This window comes from Cupriavidus sp. 05L310, assembly GCF_056398185.1.
In genome coordinates this window covers 113,637-119,636 of sequence record NZ_JBFTOX010000024.1, presented here as the reverse complement: position 1 = coordinate 119,636, position 6,000 = coordinate 113,637, and the positions used below count along the sequence as shown (strand labels likewise).

Annotated in this window: 3 protein-coding genes; all 3 read left to right on the top strand. The window is 61.2% G+C overall.

Going from position 1 to position 6,000, the window contains the following annotated elements; genetic code table 11:
* Positions 1–520: 520 nt before the first annotated feature.
* The gene (locus AC1DS6_RS18830; protein ID WP_441634812.1) at positions 521–2,266 is read left to right on the top strand and encodes a DUF6538 domain-containing protein; all 1,746 of its coding nucleotides are present in this window, start codon (positions 521–523) and stop codon (positions 2,264–2,266) included.
* 232 nt (positions 2,267–2,498) lie between these two features.
* On the top strand, positions 2,499–3,314 hold the full coding sequence (locus tag AC1DS6_RS18825) for a replication initiation protein (RefSeq protein ID WP_441634810.1): 816 nt from the start codon (positions 2,499–2,501) through the stop codon (positions 3,312–3,314).
* A 1,841-nt stretch (positions 3,315–5,155) separates the two neighbouring features.
* Complete coding sequence (locus AC1DS6_RS18820; RefSeq protein WP_441634808.1) at positions 5,156–5,902, top strand: site-specific integrase; 747 nt, start codon at positions 5,156–5,158, stop codon at positions 5,900–5,902.
* Positions 5,903–6,000: the final 98 nt, after the last annotated feature.

Here is a 6,000-nt window from a genome sequence, read left to right as displayed (position 1 = left end):
GATTCAATCGTCAACGCGTCACCCAAAAAGGCAGAAGTAAACGCGAGACTCAGACAGTTTACAAGTGCCGCTTCAAGTCCTTGAATGTAAACACTTTTCCGGGGCGCCAGGATCGCTTCGGTGGGTCAACGATGTGTATAACCGCATGACGTGAACCCGGCCCCGATGCCCGGCTTGACTTGAGATGTGCTCCACCGCCATCGACCGGATTTGGCTGGCTTGGTCAATGCCCTTGGCAAGCGAAAGCCCCCCGGCCATCAGGTCGCTCGAACGCAGCGAAGTGCGCAGCAGGCCCGGCGCCACCGGTTAAACCCGACCACGGCCGCCATCGCAGGACGCGACAAGTCTCCCGCCGCGGTGGGCATCCCTGCGGCACAGAAGTCGGATACGCTCAAGCGGGCTCCCCCTGAAACGCTCCCGACCGGCCTAAAACGATTCTTACCTAAGCCCGGCCTAAATTAAAGGATTTGAACGCCTGGGTGCTACACGAGGCTGTTACATCAACCGTCTCGGAGTCACCATGTCGCACCCTTATCTCGCTACGCGCAAGAACTCGCGCAACCTGTACTTTCGCCGTGCCATTCCGGCAGAACTCCGCCCTATCCTGCAACGCCACGAAATCTGGATTAGCCTGAAGACACCCTGCCGCAAGACGGCCGTCACCCGGCTGCGGGAGGCCACGCGCGCATTCAACCAAACCCTTCAGCAGGCTCACGCCACGCTTCTTGGCCAGACCGCCGCTGATTGCCGGAACCACGTCCGTGGCGCAGCGTCGGGCGAATGGCTGTCCGATATCGACATTGATATCGACGTCGACGCCCTCACGCTCGAGCAAGTGGAAAGCCTGTTCGCGCGTTACCGCACCTGCGCGCTCGCCAACACAACGACAGAGCGCCAGGAACTGACGCCAGCGTTGATTGAACGCGTCGTCGAGCGTTACCGCGCCCATGCGCTTGCCAGTGAGGAGGAGCAGCGCCTGGGCATCAGCCCCGCCGAACTCGACGAGCGTCGTGCTCTCGCCACCCTCGCCAGGACACAAAGCGGCCTCGCCCGCGCCACGCGCGACGATGCCTATGTGGATGACCTGGCCCGCGATATCCTCAGCGCAGAAAAGCTGCATTTCGACCCCGCCAGTCCGACCTACAAAACGTTCCGCGCGGCGCTACTAAAGAACGAAGTCGAGACCTTGGACGAAGAACTTGCGCGACTTGCTGGCGACGGCCACGAGACGCCTCCGCTGTGGCCGCTAATCTCGCCGGCCGATACGTGGGAGGCAGCCTTCGACTCCTGGTGCGAAGGCCAGGCGCCGTCGGCGCGGTCGGTTGCCGCGGCAAGGAGCCTGGTCGAGTACTTCAAGAAGCTCACCGGGAAGGCACTGGCGGCACAAATCACGTTCGACGACATTGAAACGTACAAGCGCCGTTGCGCGGAAACCGTCTCGCTGGCGACCATCAACAAGAACCTGTCCATCCTCTCCGGCGTGCTCGGTCATGCTATCCGTGCACACCAGTGCTCGCTGCCATCGAATCCGTTCCAAGGCACCAAGTACTCCAAAAAAGCCGTGTTGAAAGGACGTCGAAGCCGTCGCGATGCATACACCGTGAGCGAGCTCAACTGCCTGCTGCGCTCGCCCGTCGTCATCGACGGAGTTCGTCCGCCTGCCGGCGCAGGCGAAGCCGCCTATTGGCTGCCACACTTGGGTTACATGACTGGGGCGCGCCTGGAGGACCTCTGCTCACTGCGGCCCGGCGATATCGTGCAGCGCGAGGGCGTCTGGTGCGCCCATTTGCACGATGCAAAACGCGAAAAGCGCCTGGGTATTTCTTCCATCATGCGCTATGTGCCCCTTCATGCGAACCTCCTCGCGATGGGATTCCTGGACTACGTGGAGCAGCGACGGATGGCGGCCCCAACGGAACGCCTGTTCCCGGCGTTGCGCCCGGATAAATGGGGAAACCACGGCAAATCCTTTGGCGCCTGGTTCAACCGCTACCTCGATGGTCTTGGCCTCGACGACCCCCGCCTGACCTTTCACGGCTTCCGGCACACGTTCCGCGCATTCTGCGAGGAATCCGGCCTCAGCCAAGCGGTCACCGATGCGCTGATGGGCAAGGCAAAGGACAACGACTATGGGCGAAACGAGGGCGGGGAAAAACGCCTACCATTCTCCGTCCTCGTTCAGGCGATGGAAAGGCTGCGTTTCCCAGGCGTCCGACTTGAACACCTGTGTGCGAACGCGTCCCGGAGCCCTTCGGAGAGCCAATGAGGGCCATGCGAAATAGCGGGAGCGCCGTGCAGGAAGTGCGAGCGAAAGAGGGCACGTTCCCCGATTTCTTTCGCTAACGCCGCTGCCTGCTTTGCGAACCGAATTCCTGCCCCTCGCGGCGCTCCGTCTCGGGAAAGTGTCTCCCCACGAAGCCGCTGGCATTTGACAATTTCCGCACATACAACAATTCCGCGACAAGCAACTCTGTCTCAACCCGCGGGCTATTACCGATATGAACGACCTCCTGGACCCCGCCATCCTCGGACGCATCGGCCTCGCTTACGATAAGAAGCCGAGCTTCGCCGAACGCGCTGCGCTCGCAGCGCTAACCCTGCCGAAGTTCTACAGCGGCAGCTTGCCGTTCGAACCGTTCTTGCTGAAGAGCAGCCTGTTCCGCCCAGGTTCGGGTTCGCGCACCCTCTATCCGACGTATACCGAACTGAGCACCTATGGCAACACGCATATCGAATATCAAGGTGAAGAACTCCGCCAGGACGACCTGCGCACACTGCTGGCCCTTCTTCGCCATCGCTCAGGCAAAATCATCGGTGATGTCATCGAATTCGTCGCCCGCCCCTTCTGCCGCGACGAGTTGGGTTGGGCAGATAGCGGTGACAGCGTTGCCAAACTCCAGGCTTGCATCCTAAGATTGCGCCGCGCTCGCATTCGGGCAGTGTTCCCTCACGCGGTCATGCACGACTTTCGTTTGGTCAGCGAAGCCTCATTCAACAAAGAGTGTTGGTCTGTCTGGTTGTCGGAGGATTTGATGCCGATACTGACGCGCAGCCTGACGTTTATGAAGGCCAGTGAGCGCCTGGCCATGAAGGACGGGCTCGCAAGCTGGTTGTATGGCTTTATTAAAGCCGATTCCTGCCTGTTGCCATTTGACCTGCACGCGATGCACGCAGCCGCGGGCTCCACCTATGCGCAAAAGGACTTCAATCGGCATGTGCGACGCCACCTCGCGGCCTTCAAGGAGAGCGGCATCGTGCACGGCTATGCTTTGCAGGGAAAGCAGTTGCGCGTCTACAGGACCAAACCATCCTGAATGGCCGGCACCCAGCGCATTCGGTATTGCGCACGGCATCTTCTGACCGGGGCGCCAGGCGGTGATGCGTGAGCCGCCATCAATCCTTGATGGTGGCAAAACCTTCCACCTTCCTCGCCATAGCGTGCTTAATACAGCACCCGCAAAATGGCAAACCCTTCCACCTTTTTGGGTGTTTTGCGGCGAAATGTTCCACTCGACACGGGTGCCAGCCCTTATCACAACAGGCCGGAACCGTAGCCGTAATCCTTTTCAATACCTAGCTCGCGCATCTTGCGCTCGCAACTCGGAGTGCAACACAGCTTCGCCGCATGGCACGGCTGCGCGATGAGGTTCAACTCTCCCCCTAGGAGCGACTACAAGCCTTCCAAGATGGTAATCAGTCACGCGCTTCGCTCTAACGCGGCAGTTCATCAAGGATTCAACTCCGGGTGCCGGCCGGATGGGCCTGCCCTCCCCCCTTGAACGGGCCCCTCACTTTCCTACGCCATCGTTCGGCGGCGAAGCGATGTTCTTGAATCTTTCCTGTGCACTCTTCCCGTCCCTGACTGAACCCGTGCGCCATCTGCCCACGTGGGCTATTCCTCGAGCCCCCCTGAACGACCCGACCGGTTAAACCGCTGAAACTACCAGCAAGCCCCGGTACGGCCGGACCACGGCGGCACTTAAACCCTGGTCAGCCACCTCCAAGCTCGACTGCCTAAAGCGACGCTCGCAGTGTCGGATGGTCCACTGCTTCCCGCCCAGACTGGCCGGCAAAATGCGACGGCGAGGGCGTTCGGCAGGGCTTGGCAGAGCACCTATAGGCCAGCACCTACGAGACGACGATGCTCAGCTTGGTGGAGACCACTGCGCACCTTTCAATCGTCAATTTGTCTGTAAGATGCGATGCGCGCTTCCGTTCAACTGAGTCTTCTCAACACGCGAACTCAGAGCAAACGCCTGCGCTGCGGAAGAAGTCCAAGAAGCCCAACATCCAGTACAGCCCAAGACGGCAGCAGCCTGTCAGGTATTCCTTCTCCCCCTTTCTTTTGACTGTAGCGATTGGCCACCTCGTTTGGTGAGGCACCCGTGGGCAGCAGGCGGAGCAAAGCGAGACTGCCGCCACGCCATCAGCCTGCGCAGCCGCCTGGTCATCCGCCACGGCGGATGCCGGCTCGTCCGCCGACGCCATGCTGGTGGCGCGAGGGGCTCCCCAAGACAACGGACTTCCACCAAACGCCGGAGGCCAACAAGGATGGTTGATGAAGCGTGGCGGAGTTGGAAAGAGTCCTTTTTTGACTCCTAGAAGCAACCAAGTTTGTATGTGACGCCCGGCCAGCCCGTGATATCTCGTCGGACCGGCTGCCAACCACTCCGTCGCAGGTCGCGTTGCGACAGCACAACGCGGCCGCCTGCTGAGTGGTAGGTGCGCCTAGCCCCCCCGGCCGCCCCGCGCAGCGCCTCGCCCCCTGAGCCCTGCCCAGAGTCGCAAGGCGCCGCGAGGTCCCCATCCCCGCCATAGTCCGCAGGCATCTGTGACAAAGCAATTGGCCAGGAACAACCAATTGGCACGGCGCCGCCAACTTTGCGACTTCATTTTAAGTCGCACGCGCTCACGTTCTTTTTAATTTTTCTGGAAATTCGTTTTAGACAGGGCGCGGTGATGGCCGCCCTCGCTATACAAAGCTCCTACCACATTGGAGTATTTAGAGATGAAGCCTGTTATCGTTACACCCCGCGCCCAGGCCTTCGCGCATAATTTCGAGCCTCACCCTCCGACGCCCCCGTACGAAGAAGACTGCCGTCGTGAACACCAACCGAATTCGTACCACCTGACATCGCAACGGCCTGGCGAAACCATGCGCCGACAATCTGACACCTCAGCCAAAAATCTGTTACGCAGCGTCAAGGCGCGGCCCGCGGCATCGTGGGCGCGTCGTAATCCCCCCCGTGCATTCACCATCGCGGAGCTCAATGCGCTGCTTGCTTCGCCCGTCTACACACAGCGAGAATGTCAGGTCAAGACCTGGGGCGACGCCGCATACTGGCTGCCCCTGTTAGGACTCTACACCGGCGCGCGCTTGCCGGAACTTTGCCGCCTCCAGCTGTCCGACGTCCTCGAACTCGAGGGGGTGTGGTGCCTGCGTTTTCGTGAGCGCAGGCGCGACGACGCGACTGCCTCACTAGCCGGGGTACGGCATGTCCCGCTCCATTCGCATTTGCTGCGGTGGGGCCTCCCTGCCTATGTCGCCGGCGAGCGCACCGCGCGCGGCAGCGGCCCGCTTTTTCCCCAGCTAGCGACGGACCGCGCCGATTACCGTGCAATGGCCTTCAGCCGCTGGTTTTCCCGCTACGTCCGACAGGAACTTGGCTTCGGCGAGCGCCCTCTCACATTCTGCAGTTTCCGGCACACTTTTGCGGCATTCGCCGGGGGCACGTCGCGCGGCAACGCCCACATCGCCATCCTAGGGGGCACCCCGGCGCTTCGGCGCGGGCGCAATGCCGGCGGCCAGGAACGCCCGGCACCTGCACAGCTCGTAGAAGTCATGCAACAACTGGTCTACCCCGCGCTTGACACCGGGCATCTCGACCGCACCCAGCCGTAAAGACAACGGGCGGCGCTCCTGCGCCGCCCGTCCTCCCCCCTAATTGCTGAGCAAAGTTCCACCAATCGCATGGATGGTAAGCGATACCCGAAGTACAT